Origin of the sequence: Lysinibacillus sp. FJAT-14745 (assembly GCF_001275675.1) — a bacterium.
Classification (GTDB): Bacteria; Bacillota; Bacilli; order Bacillales_A; family Planococcaceae; genus Lysinibacillus.
In genome coordinates this window covers 145,670-165,831 of record NZ_LITM01000016.1, presented here as the reverse complement: position 1 = coordinate 165,831, position 20,162 = coordinate 145,670, and the positions used below count along the sequence as shown (strand labels likewise).

The window sequence follows — 20,162 nt, the reverse complement described above, 5'->3', positions numbered from 1 at the left end:
GGCGAGCAAGCGATAGCGCGCTTAGATTTAAAGCAAAATCTCAGTTTTCCCTGTCCATTTTCTTGACATAGTATCACTTTTACTACTTTAACAACTGGTTTAATAGGTAGTTTAGCCATTTTTCTTCTCCCCTGATTTATAAAACAATATCCTAATAATCAATTAATCCAAATCAAAAATCTCCCTATCGTAATAATACCAAGGAAGATTAATTATGTTCCAATATTTAACTTTAAATCTATAAATTTTTTAAAAGTTAATTCCTTAAGACATTGATATTAAATAAGCTATATTCATTTTAATATTTACAAAAATTTTTACTTTTCTATAAATCTATACACATAAAACAATCAGAAATTCATTTTATCAACAACATCAAAACACTTAAAAATAAAACTTAAAGGTGTACGACAGGTTTTTGATTTTCGGCTCTAAAATTTATTGTATTATGATGTTAAATTTATCCGACTAGGATGAAAAAACAAATGTAATCAAAGTTTAAGGGAGAAGATTTCAATGACATTACAACTAGACATGCCTGCTGTATTAGAAAAAGAATTGCAAACTATTATATTAAAAACATTAAGAAATGCGGTTCAAGACATGCAGCAACAAAACCAAAATAAAGAATGGATGAGCTTAAAAGAAGGAGCCGCTTATGCAGGCGTTTCTTATAACACTCTTATGAAGTACCGAGAAATGGGGTTAAGGGTTTGCGAGATTGAAGGGGTAAAACGTATTTCAAAATCAGAAATTGACATGTTTTTCAGTGAACATAGTTTTTAATTTATAAAACAAAAAATGAGGCAAAGATATTTCGGAGTAGATTGTCAGCAACTTTATCTTGTATGATAAAGACAATGCTATAAAGCGTAGCAGACTAACACCCTCTTTATCTTGCCTCCGTATGGATAACGAGGAGGAAATAATCAATGAAAAAAACTAGCATTATTAAACCATATACAAAAAAAAATGGCGAAAAGTGTTACATGTTCAAACTTTATGTTGGAGTCGACCCTCTAACTGGCAAAGAGCAATATACAACTCGTCGTGGGTTCAAAACAAAAAAAGAAGCTGACCTTACATTAGCTCGTATCAAACTTGAAATTAGTAAAGGTTCATTCAGAAAGCAGCAAGCTGAAACTTATCAAGATGTATACGATTTGTGGATAATACAATATGAGAAACGCGTTGAAGAAAGTACCTTCGTTAAAACTACTGGTATTTTCCGCAATCATATCTTACCGGCACTTGGGAATTATAAAATTGATAAGATGAATGTGGACGTATGTCAACGTCATGTTGATGAATGGGCTACAAAGCTGAAAAATTTCCGTATGGTGAAGTCATATGCTGCAAAAGTGCTTGATTTTGCAATCAAACGTGGCTATTTACAAGCGAATCCCTTCGCTCTAATAGAAATGCCAAAAAATCTAAAAAACACTCATCTTTATGATGCAAATGCACTTGAAAATTTCTACACTAAAGAGCAACTGAATACATTTTTAAAGTACATGGGTCAAGAAACAAATTTTAAAGCATATACTCTGTTTCAACTCCTTGCTTACAGCGGCATGCGTAAAGGTGAAGCATTTGCATTAACTTGGAACGATGTGGATTTTTTAAAGAATGAGATTCGCATTAATAAAGCACTTTCCAAAGGCAAAAATAATAGGATATATGAAAAAGTCACGAAGACACGTTTTCCTCGTACAATAAAAATGGACCAAAAAACAATGGATACTTTAAAAAATTGGAAAAAGCAGCAACAACAAGACTATCTCATTTTAGGGTTTAACACATTGCAGCCAAAACAACTCGTGTTCAGCAATGACCAAAACAAATTTATACAGCCTACTAAAACACGTAAATGGCTTGAGCACGTATTAAATAAATATAAGCTTCCTAAAATTACAACGCATGGATTTCGCCATACACATTGCTCTCTATTATTAGAAGCAGGCGTTGGTCTTAAAGAAGTCCAAGACCGACTGGGACACAAAGATATCAAAACAACGATGAACATCTATGCTCATGTTTCTCAACAAGCTAAAGACGGAGCAATAAATAAATTAGCCAATTATATGAATATGTAAAGGGAATTATTGACCATGGTTTTGACTATGGTTGATTGAATCCCATTGAAACTCAATGAAACAGTGAAAAATAAAAAACCCTTGATATACAAGGGTTTTGATGTTCATTGAAACTCAATGAAATCGTATTATGGAGACGGCGGGAGTCGAACCCGCGTCCAGAAACTCCAATACTTCAGCTTCTACGCGTGTAGTTTGCCTATTTACAATTCACGTAACATTATGCCGACAAACAGGCGTCCTGTACGCTAATCTGGAAATCTCTTGCCGGTGACTCAGATGGCACCACCGACCGTATCCCACTAAAGTTGGGCCCTACGTTCTCTACATGGGCGATAGAGAGGCAGAGCGCTTAAGAGCTTACGCTGCGAAAGCTAAGTTTTGTTGTTTGCCAGTTATTATATAACTTCCGTTGATGACGGAGCCGAGACCTCCGACGCGCGACCAAAGCTTGAACCATCCCTGTCGAATCCGTAACGTCCCCTTGAATATGAATCGAAGCATGTAGCTTCGTTCAAGTAAAGGAGCTAGAATTTCTTCTAGTACGGTGGGAGCTAAAAGTACGCTTCCATGTAATCTGGCATTCAGTAATACATATTATAAAACAAAATTAGCTATAGTTCAAGTGTCCTGCTATGATAGAAAAAATTGGCTAGCTCACAATGATTTTCTTATTTCATAATAGCTTTCTAATAGGGTTATTTATCTTGCTGTAGCATGATTTGCAATGTCTTTTAACTTTGGAGTGATTGTGCAGGTCGCTTTGCATACTAACTTTTATCTTTCACTAGCATACTACGTTCCTCGGCAAAATAAATGTGCTCTATGTTCATAAACATAAATTTTCTTCCTATTATTAGAATACTGATTGCTCCTATATGCGGTAAGTTCTTTATTATATTTTAAAATCGCCATCTATTAGAACTCTCCCTGAGATTTTAAAAAGCTCACCATCCAGAAATAGTGAGCTTTCTAACAATCTATTAATCTTGATTTTTTGCTTTGAAAGCGCGTTCCATGTCGCGTTTTGCTTCTTTTTTACGCATGTCGTTGCGTTTGTCGTAATCCTTTTTCCCTTTGCCGACGCCGATTAAGAGCTTGGCGTAGCCGTCTTTGATGTACATTTTTAATGGAACGATTGTGTAGCCGTCACGTTTTACGGCACCGACTAGCTCGCCGATTTGCTTTTTATGAAGCAGTAGCTTACGTGCGCGTAGTGGGTCGTGGTTGAAGCGGTTGCCTTGTTCGAATGAGCTGACATGCATATTGTTGATCCATGCTTCACCGCTGCGGATTTGTACATAGGATTCCTTTAGTTGAACCCTTCCTGCACGGATGGATTTAATTTCTGTGCCTGTAAGCACCATGCCCGCTTCAATTGTCTCTTCAATGAAGTAGTCGTGCCCGGCTTTTTTGTTTTGTGCTAATACTTTCCCAGTACCTTTTGCCATATAAATTCACCCTCTACTTAAAGGATAGCAGGGTCAACCTGCTTTATTATTGATTAAGCGAAAGCACCAGTAAAGTAATCATTGGTGCTTTCGCCTTTCTTTTATTTACGTTTTGATTTTTTCTTTTTGTTTTTCTTAGCGACGCCCTCGTAGAACTTTTGCTTTTGCTTCACGCCTTTTTTAGGGCCTGGGCTTGAGCCATCTTTGCGGCGTCCTCGTGGATCACGGTCGTTTTCACGTCGTTCTCCTTGTCCGCCTCGTCCTTCTTCATCGCGACCTCTACGACTGCCACGTCCGCCTCGTTCTTCTTCGTTGCGGCCACCGCGACTGCCACGTCCGCCTCGTTCTTCTTCGTTGCGACCACCGCGACTACCACGTCCGCCTCGTTCTTCGTTGCGACCACCACTGCGGCCATTACGACCACCTTTGTTGTCGCTATAATTTTTGCGCGCGTGAATAACAGTAGGTGCTGCTTTTCGTGTTCGTCCATAAGACGTTACCATTCCGACGATTTCAAAGTCAATCGATGACTCCTCAATAATAACATTTGCTACACGTACCGTTACTTCATCGCCGATACGGAATTGACGATTTGTACGTTCACCGATCATCATCATTTGACGGTCATCAAAGCGATAGTAGTCATCTGTCATATTGCTAATATGGACAAGTCCTTCAATCGTGTTTGGCAGCTCCACGAAAATCCCGAAGTTTGTAATGGATGAAACGATCCCTTCAAACTCTTCACCAATTTTATCGGACATATATTGTGCTTTTTTCAGCGCGTCTGTATCGCGCTCTGCATCGACAGCACGGCGTTCACGTTCTGAAGTATGATCAGCAATTTCATCCATCGCCATACTCCACTGTGCAATCGTTTCTTTCGATGTATCTTTATTTAGTAAATACGTGCGAATTAAACGATGGACGATTAAGTCCGGATAACGTCGAATTGGTGACGTAAAGTGTGTATAGAAATCAGTTGATAAACCAAAGTGACCTAAGCTTTCAGGGTAATATTTTGCCTGCTGCATGGAGCGTAGAAGCATCGTTGAAATAACAGGCTCCTCTGGCATACCTTCAATGGCCTTTAATACATCCTGTAGCGCTTTAGGGTGCACTGTGTTTCCTGTACCTTTAATTAAAATACCGAAATTCGTGACAAATTCAAAGAAGCGTTGCAGCTTTTCTGGCTTTGGATCTTCGTGAATACGGTAAAGGAACGGTACATTCATCCAATGGAAGTGTTCTGCTACTGTTTCATTGGCAGCTAGCATGAAATCTTCAATTAATTTCTCCGCTACTGTACGTTCACGTAATTCAATATCTACTGGCCAACCATCTTCGTCCACGATCACTTTAGATTCTTTAAAGTCAAAGTCAATAGCACCACGCATTTCACGTTTAGTACGTAAAATGTTAGACAGCTCAGCCATATGTTTAAACATTGGTACTAGTGGCTCATAGCGGGCAATTAACTCTGCGTCCTGCTCCTCTAAAATTTTGTAAACGTCTCTATATGTCATACGCTCAGTTGTTTTAATGACACTTTGGAAAATTTCATGTGAAATCACATTACCATTTCCATCAATAATCATTTCACAAGATAGTACTAGACGGTCAACCTGTGGATTTAATGAACAGATACCATTCGAAAGTCGATGTGGAATCATTGGAATAACGCGGTCTGTTAAATATACACTCGTCGCACGATCATAGGCTTCAATATCGATTACAGAGCCTTGAGTTACATAATAACTAACGTCTGCAATATGTACGCCTAGTTTATAAGTACCGTCTACGTTTTTCGTTACGGTTACAGCATCATCCAAGTCCTTCGCATCAGCTCCATCGATTGTCACAATCGTTTCGTGGCGTAAATCACGGCGACCTTCTAAATCTGCCTCTGTAATTTCATCCGGCACTCGTTGCGCAGCAGCAACTACTTCTTCTGGGAATTCAGGTGGAATGTCGTGCTTATATAAAATAGAAAGAATATCCACACCTGGGTCATTTTTGTGCCCTAAAATTTTTGTGATATAGCCTGTTGCTGATTTTAAATCCTCTGGCCAAGTAGCTACCTCAACGACAACCTTGTGTCCATCGACTGCCCCTAGCGTATCTCCCTTAGCAATAAAAATGTCCATCGGTAGTTTTTTGTCATCTAAAACAACAAAGCCAAAGCCTCGATTTGCTTGGAACGTTCCAACAAAACTCGTTTGTCCACGTTCTACTACCTTTGTCACTGTTCCTTCACGACGATCACCGAATGATTCCTTTAAAACACGTATCAAAACGATATCGCCGTTAATCGCACCATTTATTTCATGCGGTGGAATGAAAACATCATCCATCCCCTCAATATCAGGTGCCACAAAGCCAAAGCCTTTCGCATGTCCGATAAATTTACCTCGAAGTAAATTCATGCGCTCTGGCAGGCCGTAACGATTGGAGCGAGAACGCACAACTAAGCCTTGCCCCTCCATACGTACTAACGTTTTCACTAATTCTTTAAATTCGTCAGCATCTTCAAAGCCAAATACATCCTCGATTTCGCCAACGGTTAATGGTTTATATTCTTCTTCACCGAAAAAATCAAGTAAACGACTTTGTAGTGAATCTTTTTGTTCTTTCATAATTTCCCTCCTTCATGAGAAAATCCTAATATGTTTTTATTGTGCCCAATTTAGGCTTTCTAAAAAGCGATAAATATCTTCATGTAACTGATCTTTTTCTTGATCTAACGTAATAACATGCTTTGAGTTTTCATACCACTTGATCTGTTTTTCAAGTGACTCAGTTTGATTATATATAATGTTGGCAGATTCTGTCTCAATTACCTCATCATTTGTCGCTTGTACGACAAAAATTGGTGCATAAATCATGTCAATTTCCTGACGTGTCCGAGCAATAAATTCCCGCAACTCTTGGAGAGATGGCATGCCCTTTTCAGCAATTAACGCAACCTCCGCTTCGATTTGCTCCTCATCTTTGCCTTGGAACTTTTTATAGTCCCTCGCATATTTTAATACACCTTGAAACATAACATCTGTAGTACGCATCGTCATTGGAGCGCACATTGTCACTATACCTTTAACTGGGTTATTCAGCGCAACGTTCAAAGCCATCACACCACCCAATGACAAGCCAGCAACAGCAATTTCCTCATAACCCGCATCCTGCAGCTGTTTGTACGCGGAAACGACATCCTGCCACCAATCAACAGGACCTGTTGTAATAAGTTCCTCCGGTTCCACACCGTGACCTTTATAATGAGGTGCTAATGTAGTATACCCTTTTTTCTCTAAATATCTACCAAGCATTCGCACATCCGCCGAGCTTCCCGTAAACCCATGCAACAATAAAACTGCTCTTGGTCCTGCTTGAAAGAAAAAAGGCTGTGATAACGATTTTTTCATTGCGAGCTCTCCTTCATCCAAATACATACTATAACCATTATAGCCATACTAAAGCTTCCTCAAAAGCTTTGGCGATTATTACTCATTTTTATGAGGTTTTATCGGTTAATTTGATGGTTTTTTCAGCATTTTGATGGTCTTTCTGGCATTTTGAGGATTCTATCCACGACTTTGAAGATTCTATCCATCACTTTAACTTTTCCATCCGCCATTTTGCGATTCGCGGGTATTTCACTGCTCCGCGAGGTATTCGCTTTGCTTCCGCGGGCATTCACTTCACTTCCGCGGGTATTTCACTGCTTCGCGCGGGTATTCACCTTGCTTCCGCGGGTATTCACTTCGCTTCCGCGGGTATTTCCCTGCTCCGCGCGGGTATTCGCCTCGCTTCCGCGGGTATTCACCTGCTGAACTAACTATGTATCGACGCTCAAATAGTTAGAGCCATAAAAGAAAACGCCCAACCAATAAAGGTTAGGCGATATATCTTCAACTATTAGATTTTTGTAATAGCGAGTGCTAAAATAAAGAATAATATTGCTAACACAATTGTTGCACGGTGAAGGATTAAATCCATACCACGTGCTTTCTGCTTTCCAAATAGTTGTTCAGCTCCACCCGAGATGGCACCTGACAAGCCTGCACTTTTACTAGATTGAAGTAATACTACAACGATCAACGCTACTGATACGATAATTAATGAAACTAATACTACTGTATGCATTCACTGCACCTCCCGAACTTCGAACATCACAACATATCATATTATAACAAAAAAAGGTTCTCTTGACAAACTGAGATTAATAAATGCCCTCATTCTCCCTCTATCGGTTAGTTTTTCTAACAATTCAGTATACCACTTTGCTACCATATTATCCTATAATAGTTAAAAACATAGTCGTCACTAAGATTTTAAAACATCGACCATTCATATAAGTTGATTGGCGTGGAGGTTGTGCGACTCCTAGGGGATTAGCGGCTCATCGGACGCCCTCAGGACAGCATGGAAATCAACCCCACGTTTTAGTGATGTGCCAAAACTGTAATTATATATAGGAGGAATTATGAAAAAGAGTATATTGCTGATTTTTTTGCTTATTATTTTAAGCATGCTTAGCGCTTGCTCAGCTGCTATCAAGGTCGTCGAAGCATTAGTACAAGAGGAGCCTGAATTACAAGAGGAGCCTGAATTACAAGAGGAACCTGAATCAGGAGAAGAAACTTCTATGGATGTCAAGCTACCTACTAGTAAAGCTCAATCAGCTGAGTTTGCTACGGAAGACCTTTTTTCAACGACATTATTTAAGGAAGATCCTGCTTTGCTTCAATTTTCAAAAAAAGTTGAGAAGCATATAACAAAATTTGATACAAACTTTACAATAGTTTATAAAGGAAAATTAGATTGGGATGCATTTGAAGTACAACTAAATGATATTTATAACATCATTAATTTCGTTAATCCTTATACAGCAGGATACGTCGAAAATTACAACTGGGAAGCCTGGGAAGTAGATAATGGTTACGAGGTAGAATTTGATTTTACATATTTAACTGATGCTAAGAAGGAAAAGAAAGTTGATACTTATGTTCAGGAATTTGCTAATAAGTTTATTACAAAGGACATGGATGATTTTCATCGTGCTAAAGCCGTTAATGACTTTGTCGTACAACTAGCCACTTATTCTGATGAAGATGCGTCAGAAGGACAATCCGTTTATGAATTAATCAGTAAAAAAACTGGTGTTTGTCAAGCTTATGCACTATTAGCCTATCGTTTATTTTTGGCGGCTGATCTTGATGCTAAATATGTATACGGCTATAGCGATAATCAGCTTCACGCATGGAATTTAGTTAGTGTTAATGGTGAATGGTACCATGTTGATACGACTTGGAATGATGTCAATCCTGATGAACCTTATGCTATTGCCTACGCATATTTTTTAGTGAATGACGAGAAACTAAGTGAAGATCATATATGGGCAAATGAAAACTATTTTGCTGCTACAAGCAATGCCTACGATTTTATGCATGATATGTGGTACGCAGATACTGTTGGCAACGTTATTTATTATAATAACATGGCCGATAGCATGGTATACGCCTATAATTTAGCAACAAAACAAAATAAACAACTTACAGAAACATCCTGCTACTACTTAGCGGCTTCTGACGATGCGATTTATTGTAGTGATTATGATAATGCCGGCTTTTTAACAAAAATATTTATAAAAGATGGCTCAGAAAAAGTGTTATTAGAGGCAGAGGTTCAAAACTTGTTCATTAATGATAAAGGGGTTTTATTATATGAAACCATTGACGGTAAAAAGCATTCACAAAATTTATAACCAACGCTTCCATCAATAGTAAGTCAGATTCTATTTTCACACTCAGTCTTTAGTTTTTCCAAAAGCATATAAAGTTGATTGGAGTGAAGACTGGGTGACTCCTTGGGGACGTCCTGTGATAACGCCTTCGTGACCAACATCCTTTCGGCCAAAGCAGCTCATCGGACGCCCCCAGGAAGCTCTGCTCTGTGCGAAAGCGAAGCGTCAGCAACAAATGTTTTATCTGTGCGAAAGCGAAGCGGCAGCGACAAAGCGCCCAGTCGGAACGGAAATCAACCATGCGCTTTGGTCATAGGACTTATCAATCCCCTGTAACAATTAATTCATCCTTCCTTTACGCTTACTTGTGAATACACCCAAAGGAGAAAAATCATGAAACACTCAAAAAAATGGAGTTCATTGTTGTTAGCAAGTGCGATTGCTTTATCGTCGATTAGTAGCGCTCAACCGCAAGTACAAGCAGCTCAAGTAAAGAAGCCAACAAATGTGATTATGCTCGTGATGGATGGTAGTAGTAATAATGCCGTTACACTTTCCCGTTGGTACAAAGGTCAAAGCTTGGCGATGGATGAAATTTTATCAGGGGCAGTGCGTACATACTCTGCCGATTCAGCCATTACTGATTCAGCTCCTGCCGCTACTGCGTTAGCAACTGGGCATAAATCAAATAATAAATTTGTGGGCGTGCTACCATCCGTTATTAATTCACCAGGGCTAGAGCAAATTGCCAAAGAGGACGCTTATAGGCCTGTAGCCAATGTTTTAGAAGGGGCAAAACAACTGGGCAAGGCGACTGGATTGATTGCTACTTCGGAAATTCAGCATGCGACACCCGCTGGCTTTTCTGCGCATGTGAAACATAGAAGCCAATATGATGACATCGCTGAGCAGCAAGTTTATCAAAACATTGATGTCGTGTTAGGCGGTGGCTTGGAGTCTCTGGCACCCGGCACAACTAAAAATGCTCGTAAAGATGGCGAAAATTTAGTGGATGTCCTTAAGGAAGCAAATTATGATATCGTGAAAACGCGAGATGAGCTTTTTAAAAGTAACGCGTCAAAAATTTGGGGAAGTTTTGCTCCAGGTGCCCTTGCCTATGATTTAGATCGTGCCACAACAAGAGCATCCGAGCCTACTCTTGCTGAGATGACAAGTAAAGCCATTGGTACCCTTAACAAGAATGAGCACGGCTTCTTCCTATTTATAGAAGGTAGTAAAGTGGACTGGGCGGCTCATGCCAATGACACAATTGGCATGATTAGCGATATTTTATCGTTTGATGCTGCAGTTAAGGAAGCTGTTGATTTTGCTAAAAAAGATGGCAATACTATGGTCATTGCTGTTACAGACCATGGCAATAGTGGTATTTCAATGGGGAACGCCAACACGACGAGTACTTATCCCAACACGCCTGTATCTGCCTATATCGATCCTCTAAAGAAAGCTAAAATGACAATTGAAGGTGCACTAAGCCAATTAAAAGAAGATCATTCAAATATTGTTGAAGTCGCTGCACTTTATGGATTAGATGATTTATCTGCGGACGAGCTTGCAACATTACAATTAGCTAATGACCCTGGAGAAGAAATGGTAAAAATGCTTGCCAACCGCGCTAATATTGGCTTTACAACCGGTGGGCATACTGGTGATGATGTGTTTTTATATTCATTCGGACCATCTAAAATTACAGGCCTTGTAGAAAACACGGATTTAGCACATGCGATGGCAAAGTTTATGGGCTTTGATTTAAAGAAGCTTACAGATGATTTATATATACCAGCAACAAAGGCTTTCACTGAAAAAGGCTACACATCTAAAATGGACTTAACTGATAAAGAAAACCCTAAATTTATTGCACAAAAAAAGGATGTAACCATTACACTCCCAGTTAATAAGAACATTTTAATATACGAACAAGACAAGACAGCAAAAACGCATACGTTTGACACAATCAATGTTTACAATGGGACTGAATTTTACGTTTCTAAAAAAGTTTTAAATGTGCTCAAATAAGGGCTTTTACGGGCAGTTATCCCTATCTTTTGAATGAGGCGTCTTGTACTTGATACTTCGCTTTCGGTACAGATAAATTACTGCCTGTTAAAGCAGGATGAGTGCTATCATAGATGTTTAACTTTATGATGGCACCTATCTACTTGCTCAATCTGTCTTTGCACAGTCCTCAATAAGGATTACCAATTTCATCATCTGCTTAATATCGCTTCCATTTTGGCTATTCCCCTTTGCATCCTATTATATTTTATACCAATATTTTCCACAGTATTTACTTTGAATTTACTTTCATTTATTATGCTTAATGTACGTAAAAAAATGGTTAGCTGCATACTTGTTTCGATGTCATAACGAAATTTAAGAATTTCTTAAGTACACATGAAGCGAAAAAACAGCGATAATAAAAATATGATTATAAGTTTAGTAAAATTTCAAGTTGAGGTGGAACAAAGCGTTTTTAAAAATCATTTTTTCCCTGCATTTTAGTCACTTTTTCAAAAACCTTAATTTTACCTTAAAATAATCTTATGATTTTATGAATAAATAGAAATTGGGCAACATTTTTATCTACAATCCGTCAAAACAGTGTTAAAAATTTAATTAAGAAAGATTATTTTAGAAATAACTTGAAAAAATGTCTATTTATTTAGTATATTTACAAAGTTATAATCTTTTTTCATTTTTAATTGGAGGTGGACATATGCAATCCATTAAAAATAATGAGCTTTTACGTTTTATAGGCTTTACGTTATTTTATTTCATCATTTTAACGCTCTTGTTTCTTATTCATGGCTTCCATGATATGAACGCAGGACCATTTATATATACGGAATTTTAAGAAAAGGAGATATAAATTATGTTAAGTATTTTAGAGGCTATTCAAAAAGTGGCACAGCAGCATCCAGATCGCACTGCATATCAAACCAACAATGATTCCTTAACGTATAGTGAGCTTTGGCATCTTTCTGATTGTGTAGCACAATATTTAATGGCACTTGATTTAAAAAGACAACAACCTATCGTCGTCTACGGGCATATGTCCCCTTTACAAATCGTTGCCTTTTTAGGTGCTGTAAAGGCAGGTCATCCATATGTACCGGTTGACTCTTCTACACCATCCGAAAGGTTACAAATTATAATAGAAGCATCTCAGGCTTGTTTGCTCCTAAAAACTGAGGCATTAAGCTCAAATCAAGCAGTGCCTGTAGTGGAAGTAAGTGATTTAGTGGCTCAAGCTACTAGCATTTCGACAGAGCCTGCAACATGGGTTAAGGATCAAGAAATTTATTATATTATTTACACATCTGGTTCTACTGGTAAGCCAAAAGGTGTTCAAATTACAGCCGATAATTTAGCACACTTTGTTGCTTGGATGCATGAACATTTCCCTTTACAGGAATCTGGTGTGTTTCTAAATCAAGCGCCTTATTCCTTTGATTTATCTGTGATGGATTTATATCCTGCACTCGTTAGTGGGCAAACACTTTATGCTATTACACAAGAGCAAATTGCGAATCCTAAAGCGTTATTTGAGTCATTAGCTTCATCTGGTATTCGCGTTTGGACTTCTACACCATCCTTTGCGAAGATGTGTTTAATGAACAAAGAATGGGATCAGGCGTTAATGCCTTCGTTAAATACGTTTTTATTCTGCGGAGAGGTTTTACCAGTATCCGTATCGAAAGAATTAATGCAACGCTTCCCACAAGCTTCTATTTTTAATTTATACGGTCCTACAGAAACAACCGTTGCCGTATCTTATGTAGAAGTAACAAAGGAGCTTTTGGAGCAATTTGACCAATTACCAATCGCCCCTCTATCTGAGCCTAATCTATCCTTGCAAGAAGATGGCGAGATCATTATTTCTGGACCAACTGTAAGTGCAGGTTATCTTGGTGCGCCTGATTTAACACTTAAAGCATTCCCAACAATAGGGGATCAGCGTATTTATAAAACTGGGGACGTTGGTTATGAAAAAGATGGCTATCTATTCTTTTCTGGCCGAAAAGATTTCCAGGTGAAACTGCACGGTTATCGTTTAGAAATCGAGGAAATTGAAAAGCAAATTGGCAATCTTCCACCTGTTGCTAGCTGTGTTGTTATACCTGTTTCAAAAGATGGTGAGATTATTTCACTAAGTGCGTTTGTTGTTCTTCGTGAGCCATTGACAGACTCTGCCTTCAAAATGACGAAGCAGCTTAAAGCATTGTTAGCGGAGTATTTACCATCCTATATGATTCCGAAAACATTCAAATACATTGACACTTTACCTTTAAATACAAATGGTAAAGTTGATCGTAAAGGATTGGCGGTAGTGGAGACAGTATGACGCCTTATGGAAATATAGTTTTTTTCATCATCATTGGTATTTTGTTACTGCCAACCATTATTTTAGGACTCCGTGGGAAATCAGCTAAAGGCTATAATATCTTTATTTCGATTGTCGTGTTAGCTCTTATTTTTGGTAACTCCCTTAATGGCTCAATTTCACTTATACTATTTACAGTATTTCAGTTATTATTAATTATCGGGTACCAAAAATATCGCTTACAGAAGAATAGCACGTCCGTATTCGTAATTGCTGTATTGCTATCCATTTTGCCACTTGTACTTGTGAAGGTTCTGCCTATGCTTGGCCTTAATCATTTATTTGGATTTTTAGGGGTATCCTATATTACCTTTAAATCGGTACAAATGATTTTAGAAACACGTGATGGCTTAATTAAGGATAAAATTTCAGCAGTTGAACTTGCTTATTTCTTACTGTTCTTCCCGACAGTATCTTCGGGACCTATTGATCGTTGGAGACGCTTTTATAAAGATTTGCACACAGTGCCGTCTGGTCAAGACTATCAAAAACTGCTGTTAAGTGGGATCAATTATATATTTGTGGGCTTTTTGTATAAATTTATTTTGGCTTATTTAATATACAACTACACACTTATTTATTTACCAAGTCAAACGTATAACTATTTGACACCTTTTCAAGGGCAAATAGCGTATATGTATATGTATAGTTTTTATTTATTTTTCGATTTTGCGGGTTATAGTGCTTTTGCTGTTGGTGTCAGTCGCATTATGGGTGTTCAAACGCCAATTAACTTTAACCGTCCATTCACAAGTCGCAATATTAAAGACTTTTGGAACCGTTGGCATATGAGTCTTTCCTTCTGGTTTAGGGATTATGTTTATATGCGCTTCGTGCTTTGGATGACTAAGAAAAAATGGATTAAAAACAAATATACAGTTTCTTATCTTGGCTTCTTTTTACTGTTCTTTTTAATGGGTATTTGGCACGGATTAGAATTGCACTATGTTGTCTATGGTCTCTACCATGCCTTGTTAATTATCAGCTTCGATAAATTTGAACGTTGGAATAAGAAACGTAAGATTTGGCCAAAAAATAAATGGACTCATGCAATCGGCGTATTTATTACGTTTAATGCCGTTTGCTTCGGTTTCTATATTTTTTCAGGAACATTATTTTAATCAACGGCTCTGTTCATGTTAATTGTTGATTTTCTGAATAACACAGCCTAAACAATAAAGGAGATTTATAATTATGGATAAACAACAAGTTTTAGAAATGCTAGTAGAGTTATGTGAGGACGATATCATTTTAGAAAACCCAGATATCGATTTATTTGAAGAAGGGCTTCTTGACTCATTCGGTACAATTAATTTACTAGTGGAAATTGAAAGCCGCTTTAATATTTCAGTGCCAATTACTGATTTCAACCGTGAGGAATGGAACACGCCAAATCGTATTGCAGCGGAATTAGCTGAAAGACAATGATTAAGAAAGGCTTTCTATCATTATTAATTGCTTTTGTTCTTTTTGCTGCCTTTATATTCTTCCCAAATTCTTGGATAAAAGCTTGGATTTCAGATGAAGATGTAGAGCAGGCAAAGACTAGTATGTCTCCGTTAGTGTTCCAAGGGATGTATTTCCAGGAGCGAATGTTGCAGGAGCCTAATACTATGCCTTTATATGGCTCCTCAGAATTAAATCGTTTTGACCCTTTCCATCCTTATAATTATGCTCGAGCTACAAATGCTCCGTATACGACATTTATGGTCGGGCGTGGTGGAATGCAGTCTATTACACACTTTTTAAATTTCGCCGCACAGGAAAAGAATTTAAAGGATAAAAAAATTGTCTTCATCATTTCACCTCAATGGTTTACGAAAAAGGGAATGAATGAATTACATTTTTCTCCTAACTATTCGATGTTGCATGCTTATGATTTAGCATACAATAAGGACATTGACGAAGATCTTCGAAATCGAGGAATGAAACGTCTTCTTGAATTCGATACTGTCCAGCGCGATGAGGTACTAAAAACAATTTATGAATATAAATTATCTGGCGGTAAGGAAAAACCATTCCTTGGACGACTTGCATTGATAGCAGGCCATGTCCAAAAGGCACTTTTAGAGAAAAAAGATTTGTATTACTCGCTCTTCCCTCGAGAAGGAAGTAACTTAAAAAGCAATGACAAACTAGTTACGGACCAAACATTTGAGCAACAAATAAAAAATGCCGAGAACTATGGCGAGAAACGTGTATCCAATGATTTAATGATTGAAAACAAATTTTATAAGCGTCTTGTAAATGCGAATATTAATAAGTTTAAAGGGATGCGTAAAAATGATGATTATACGACTTCACCTGAATATGAGGATTTACAGCTAGTAATTGATGTTTTAAAAGATGCTGGTGCAAAACCACTATTTGTTACTATTCCAGTAAATGGTCATTGGTATGACTACACTGAATATCCTGAGGAACGTCGTCAAAAGTATTACGAAAAAATGAATAAGATATTAAATGATAATGGTGTTCCACATGTTGATTTCTCAGGCCATGACTATGATCCTTATTTCATTATGGATACGATTCATATTGCATGGAAGGGCTGGGTCTATCTAGATCAAGAGCTAGACAAATATTGGGCACAGAAATAAATCCATCATGCATTGTTCTCGTTTAATGAACGTAGAGACAGTCTAAAGTGTTAATCACTAATGACTGTCTCTTTTTTTATGGAGATTATCTTCGAGGGTAAATGCAGTGTTTAGTGTACCTGAGCCGCTTGGGCCAACAGATGGTTATTGCGCGAAAGCGTAGCGGCAGCGGCAAATGTTTTCTGTGCGAAAGTGTAGCGGCAGCGGCAAATGTTTTCTGTGCGAAAGTGTAGCCGCAGCGGCAAATGTTTTCTGTGCGAAAGCGTAGCGGCAGCAACAGGGTTTTATCTGTGCGAAAGCGAGTAGCCTGGAAAGGAAAACAACGCTACTTTATGAAACGTAAGCCCCTCTTGTTTGAAGGGGTTTACCTGCTTTACCCGTTATTCATATATCATAACCCAATATTTTTCCTTATCCCCTTCTTCCTTTACCTTCTTCCAACCATTTTTCTCATAAAATTTCAAAGCTTTCTGATTTTCAGATACACATTTTAATCTTAACGGTTTATTCATTTTTTTAATGGCGGCATTTAGCAAGTGACCCCCTACACCTTTACCTAAGAAATTAGGATGAATAAATAAATTATGAATGAAGTTATCTGGCAAGTATAATGAAGCAAATCCAAGTATTTGATGACCCTCTTCCGCTACTATTATATGTTCTTCTATAGTATCTTTATCAAAATCGTCTAAAGTCATTTCTTCTAAGGCCGCCCAATGGAAATTTTCACGACGGGATTCAAGATAGATTTTTCTTAATTCCGGGTAATCTAATTTATTCGCTTCTCTAATATTCACATGTTCACCTTTGCTTTCATATTAATTTTTATTGATTATCAAATGAAAAAAGTCTAAGTTCTTCAGCATCATTGGAAAACTGTACTAATCTTTCAAACTTCAAGCCTATCTTTTCGAGTAGCTTGGCTGAAGCGTGATTATCTTGAGTTGTGATAGCCACAATACGATTTAGTCCTAGTGTATCTATGCCATATGCCAATGTCGCTGAGGCCGCTTCATAGGCGTATCCTTTTCCCCAATACTTAGGAAGAAAAGCGAAACCAATATCCACATCTTCTAACGACTCTCTTTTCACTAAACCGCAAATTCCAACCGGAGCTTGATCTTCTTTTCTTTCGACTAAATAAAGACAAAAGCCAAATTGCTCATACATGCGAGTTGGTCCATTTTCTATATATTCACATGCATCCTCTACTGTTCTCAAACCGCGATCACCGATGAACTGCAACCATGAAGGATCATTCATTAACGCAAGGATAAAATCCGCATCATCTGTTGTTTGTAAGCGAAGGGTAAGTCGTTCTGTTTCAAAAATTTTCATAGTCATTCCACTCTCCTTTTAGCCTTATATGTAATGTATGTTTTTCTAATGAATTAAATATATAATAACGAACTAAGCATTGCACTTGCATAGCTTTAAACAAGTACATTTCTTCCGCTAAAAGCATTACCAGGTCTTTTTACAACATTTGTCGAATAATAATCTATAAAGCAATCGCCTTTTTAGCAAAGGTGGTAAATTCCTGAAGGGTGAGATTGGTTTAGTGAGAAATAAGTATTTTATTTTTAGTATCCTATCAACATTATTTTTGCTATTGCTTTCAGGTTGTTCTAATCAAAAGGATACAGAATTAGCGACTATTTCAATTAATACTGATTCTAAATACGTGAGTACTTTCAAAGATTTGAATTTAGGCACAGTATTAGACTTTCATTTCAAGTTAAATAATGCCGATAAAAGTTGGGTTGATCTTTGGGTTGAAAGTTACAAAGATGGGCAATTGGAATCTAATTCATTAACAGCACTATCTTATGGGCTAAGTCCAAACAAAGTAGAGGAAGGCAATATTGGGTTTGGAATCATAAAAACTGATGCTGAATCTTTTGCTTTTCTTTATGGACCAAGCGTTAAAGCAACCCCTCAAAAAATCGACAAAATTCAATCTGTTGCTGGTATTAGTGGATGGGATTACGCAATTGGAGATAAAACAGTCAAATTAGAATTAAATGAAACTTATTTACTGGGTGTATACAGAGAATCAAAAGGAGACTCTATGCGAACATACGACTTGCAGGACGAAAATGAAGTAAAAAAAATGATAGACGATGACCATCTTGTATATTTATTAAAATTAAAAATTCATAATAGATCTAATTAATTTAAACCTAATTTCTAGGGCATATAAGGTGCACTTGAATTAGAGTGGAGGGTTATCCTGCCTGAGCAGTTATCTTGGGGACCTGAGTACTTTTCTGCCCTACCTGATCACTTTTCTTGGGGACCCGATCATTTTTCTGCTCTACCTGATCATTTTTCTGCTCTACCCGATCACTTTTAGCGGGAACCCGAGCGCTTTTCTGCCCTACCTGATCACTTTTCGCGGGGACCCGAGCGCTTTTTTACCCTACCTGATCACTTTTCGCGGGGACCCGATCACTTTTCCGCGCTACCTGATCACTTTTCGCGGGGACCCGATCACTTACCCGCCCGACCACCTACAAAAAAATCGCCTCAAAAGTATTTGCATACCTTTGAGGCGATTTTAGTGAAGCTACTAAGTAATAGCTTATTTTAAGTTATAGAATGACTTTAAACCAAGATACTCAGCTGTTGCACCAAGTTGATCTTCAATGCGAAGAAGTTGGTTGTATTTAGCTACGCGGTCTGTACGTGATGGAGCACCTGAGCATGAACCTTGATTTAATAACATTTATTGAACAATTCTCTAATTTATAAAGTTGTGATATTGCATAGTTCACACACCACCGAATTTTAATAATTCAATCCATGTATGTGTTAATTCACATTATATCAATTAGCAGAGAAATTTATAACAGATATTCTTTTCACGATTGTTTAAAAAACACCGCCTTGCGGACAGCCAACGGTGTTTGGTGTTTATTTAAACGGCTCTGTTCCATGCAGAATTAGATTTATTCAATCCTTTACATTTTTCACATTTAGGGGCACAAAAATTTGTGGTTTGTGTTAATTGATTGTAATTCTTTTTAAGAATAATTTCATCACATTCAACATTGCAACAATCAACTTGTACAATAGATTTAACGCCATCAAATTTTAAAATTATTGGATTTTCAAATCCACATACTTGATAACAAACTGAAAAATGGCGTACAAACAAAAAAATCCGCCTATTTTTCATTTCCGAAAAACTGTTCTATATACTGCTCTTCTTCCTCGGGCGATAATAAACGAGTTGCTCTTCCTGAATTTGTTGCGTCATCGCCACCTTGCATTTTCCAAATTTTATTATGGTCGTCAACGGCATGAGAAAAATCACCTTTTGACCATCTCTCCAATATTTCAATGTAAAGTTCTTTATATTTATAATTGCTTTTTTTGGAAATTTCCAACAATCGGTCAACTTTGGCCTGTGTTATTTGCTCACGACCCCATTGTGACGCAGCTTTCACTTTTTGATGAGACATGCTATGAATGACTTCGTTTACTTTGCTTTCTACTAAATTGTCAGGATAAAGCAATTCTTCTTTTGTAACAATTTTATCTTCAAGCGGTACTCCAGCAACTTCAACAGTTGCTCTTTCTTTTTCTTTTTCGGGAGCAGGTTTTTCTATTTGTTCGGTGAATTTGATGTAACCAAAAATTCCTCCAAAAATGACCAATACTGCAATAATAACAATTGCCGACTTTGTTTTTCTCTGCATATTATTAAACCTCACTTATAATTTGTATGTAATTATGCAATTTGGTTTATTTTATGTAATTAGTTTAATAATAACAGATTATTAAAATTAAGGGCTCATCACCAAAATCCGGGGATGACAAAATCAATGACCTGTTTCCAAACGTAAACGGAGGAAAAGATGGGCATTA

At 37.5% G+C, this 20,162-nt stretch carries 18 protein-coding genes, 1 other RNA gene and 1 pseudogene; 10 read left to right on the top strand and 10 right to left on the bottom strand.

Annotated features, from left to right (window positions below; translation table 11 throughout):
• Positions 1-516: 516 nt before the first annotated feature.
• Positions 517-786 carry a helix-turn-helix domain-containing protein gene (locus AMS59_RS22075; protein WP_234007880.1) on the top strand — a complete coding sequence of 90 codons (270 nt, stop codon included), beginning with the start codon at positions 517-519 and terminating at the stop codon, positions 784-786.
• A gap of 146 nt (positions 787-932) precedes the next feature.
• Positions 933-2,096: a site-specific integrase gene (locus AMS59_RS22070; RefSeq protein WP_053485849.1), complete on the top strand. Its 1,164-nt coding sequence runs from the start codon at positions 933-935 to the stop codon at positions 2,094-2,096.
• A gap of 128 nt (positions 2,097-2,224) precedes the next feature.
• Here AMS59_RS22070 and ssrA read toward each other — a convergent pair.
• The 5 genes from ssrA to secG form a co-directional block, all read right to left on the bottom strand.
• Positions 2,225-2,580: a transfer-messenger RNA gene (gene ssrA, locus AMS59_RS24575) on the bottom strand.
• A gap of 499 nt (positions 2,581-3,079) precedes the next feature.
• Complete coding sequence (smpB, locus tag AMS59_RS22065) at positions 3,080-3,547, bottom strand: SsrA-binding protein SmpB (RefSeq protein WP_049669013.1); 468 nt, start codon at positions 3,545-3,547, stop codon at positions 3,080-3,082.
• 101 nt (positions 3,548-3,648) lie between these two features.
• A complete protein-coding gene (gene rnr, locus AMS59_RS22060; RefSeq protein WP_053485848.1) occupies positions 3,649-6,183 on the bottom strand; it encodes a ribonuclease R in 2,535 nt (844 codons plus the stop codon).
• Positions 6,184-6,219: 36 nt separating this feature from the next.
• Complete coding sequence (locus AMS59_RS22055) at positions 6,220-6,966, bottom strand: carboxylesterase (protein ID WP_053485847.1); 747 nt, start codon at positions 6,964-6,966, stop codon at positions 6,220-6,222.
• A gap of 493 nt (positions 6,967-7,459) precedes the next feature.
• Complete coding sequence (gene secG / locus AMS59_RS22050; RefSeq protein WP_053485846.1) at positions 7,460-7,687, bottom strand: preprotein translocase subunit SecG; 228 nt, start codon at positions 7,685-7,687, stop codon at positions 7,460-7,462.
• A 340-nt stretch (positions 7,688-8,027) separates the two neighbouring features.
• Here secG and AMS59_RS22045 point away from each other — a divergent pair, with 340 nt between their 5' ends.
• The 7 genes from AMS59_RS22045 (at position 8,028) to dltD (ending at position 16,289) form a co-directional block, all read left to right on the top strand.
• On the top strand, positions 8,028-9,308 hold the full coding sequence (locus tag AMS59_RS22045) for a transglutaminase domain-containing protein (protein ID WP_156304746.1): 1,281 nt from the start codon (positions 8,028-8,030) through the stop codon (positions 9,306-9,308).
• 372 nt (positions 9,309-9,680) lie between these two features.
• The gene (locus AMS59_RS22040; protein ID WP_053485844.1) at positions 9,681-11,321 is read left to right on the top strand and encodes an alkaline phosphatase; all 1,641 of its coding nucleotides are present in this window, start codon (positions 9,681-9,683) and stop codon (positions 11,319-11,321) included.
• A gap of 700 nt (positions 11,322-12,021) precedes the next feature.
• Entirely contained in the window at positions 12,022-12,159 is a 138-nt protein-coding gene (locus tag AMS59_RS22035; RefSeq protein ID WP_053485843.1) for a teichoic acid D-Ala incorporation-associated protein DltX, read from the top strand.
• An 18-nt stretch (positions 12,160-12,177) separates the two neighbouring features.
• Positions 12,178-13,650, top strand: coding sequence for a D-alanine--poly(phosphoribitol) ligase subunit DltA (gene dltA / locus AMS59_RS22030; RefSeq protein ID WP_053485842.1), 1,473 nt, complete (start codon positions 12,178-12,180; stop codon positions 13,648-13,650).
• Positions 13,647-14,810: a D-alanyl-lipoteichoic acid biosynthesis protein DltB gene (gene dltB, locus AMS59_RS22025; protein ID WP_053485841.1), complete on the top strand. Its 1,164-nt coding sequence runs from the start codon at positions 13,647-13,649 to the stop codon at positions 14,808-14,810. The genes dltA and dltB overlap by 4 nt, the downstream gene beginning before the upstream one ends.
• Before the next feature lie 73 nt (positions 14,811-14,883).
• Positions 14,884-15,117, top strand: a complete 234-nt coding sequence (gene dltC / locus AMS59_RS22020) for a D-alanine--poly(phosphoribitol) ligase subunit 2 (RefSeq protein ID WP_053485840.1) — start codon at positions 14,884-14,886, stop codon at positions 15,115-15,117.
• Positions 15,114-16,289, top strand: coding sequence for a D-alanyl-lipoteichoic acid biosynthesis protein DltD (dltD, locus tag AMS59_RS22015; RefSeq protein ID WP_053485839.1), 1,176 nt, complete (start codon positions 15,114-15,116; stop codon positions 16,287-16,289). Before dltC ends, dltD begins: the two co-directional genes overlap by 4 nt.
• Before the next feature lie 380 nt (positions 16,290-16,669).
• On the opposite strand, the gene AMS59_RS22010 is transcribed toward dltD, so the two are convergent.
• Entirely contained in the window at positions 16,670-17,086 is a 417-nt protein-coding gene (locus AMS59_RS22010) for a GNAT family N-acetyltransferase (protein WP_053485838.1), read from the bottom strand.
• A gap of 28 nt (positions 17,087-17,114) precedes the next feature.
• Positions 17,115-17,627 (bottom strand): GNAT family N-acetyltransferase, encoded by a 513-nt coding sequence (locus AMS59_RS22005; protein WP_053485837.1) that lies wholly within the window; start codon positions 17,625-17,627, stop codon positions 17,115-17,117.
• A gap of 223 nt (positions 17,628-17,850) precedes the next feature.
• On the opposite strand from AMS59_RS22005, the gene AMS59_RS22000 reads away from it, so the two are divergent.
• Positions 17,851-18,465 (top strand): hypothetical protein, encoded by a 615-nt coding sequence (locus tag AMS59_RS22000; protein ID WP_053485836.1) that lies wholly within the window; start codon positions 17,851-17,853, stop codon positions 18,463-18,465.
• 408 nt (positions 18,466-18,873) lie between these two features.
• Here AMS59_RS22000 and AMS59_RS24570 read toward each other — a convergent pair.
• The 3 genes and pseudogenes from AMS59_RS24570 to AMS59_RS21990 all read right to left on the bottom strand — a co-directional run.
• Positions 18,874-18,993, bottom strand: a pseudogene (locus AMS59_RS24570) (hypothetical protein); the annotation flags it as partial.
• A 216-nt stretch (positions 18,994-19,209) separates the two neighbouring features.
• Positions 19,210-19,449: a hypothetical protein gene (locus AMS59_RS21995; RefSeq protein WP_156304745.1), complete on the bottom strand. Its 240-nt coding sequence runs from the start codon at positions 19,447-19,449 to the stop codon at positions 19,210-19,212.
• 10 nt (positions 19,450-19,459) lie between these two features.
• Positions 19,460-19,993 (bottom strand): DUF6241 domain-containing protein, encoded by a 534-nt coding sequence (locus AMS59_RS21990; protein WP_053485834.1) that lies wholly within the window; start codon positions 19,991-19,993, stop codon positions 19,460-19,462.
• Positions 19,994-20,162 lie beyond the last annotated feature (169 nt).